This is a genomic window from Bacillus cereus group sp. BfR-BA-01355, from assembly GCF_022663675.1.
Taxonomy (GTDB): Bacteria; Bacillota; Bacilli; order Bacillales; family Bacillaceae_G; genus Bacillus_A; species Bacillus_A thuringiensis_S.
The window spans coordinates 1-292 of the sequence record NZ_JAKUFY010000379.1 but is presented as its reverse complement, the minus strand read 5'-3'; the positions used below and the strand labels follow the sequence as shown (position 1 = coordinate 292).

Below are 292 nucleotides of genomic sequence, written 5' to 3'. Positions count from 1 at the left end.
CCTGTGAAACCTGCACCTTGTTTAATGACTTCAGCTAACATTTCTGGTCCAAAAGCAATTTCTAAAGCATATATGTCTTTCCCAATTTCCTCCGTGAACAATCCTTCTTCTTTTAAGAAGGCCACAATAAATTCTTTCACATGAAAATCAAGTTGCGTTTCAACAGTCTTTTGAAGGGCAGAATAAAACGCCTCTACACGTCTTTGTTTTTCTTGCTCCGTCTTTCCTTTTGCAAATAGCAAACCAACTTTAAACTTTGTTAATTTCGTTTCTAAATATGCATTTGCCAATT

1 protein-coding gene is annotated in these 292 nt (G+C 35.6%); it reads right to left on the bottom strand.

Features of this window, described 5'->3' with window-relative positions:
• Nucleotides 1-292: hypothetical protein (locus MR167_RS32125; protein WP_242316287.1), on the bottom strand; the 292-nt coding region annotated here is incomplete at both ends.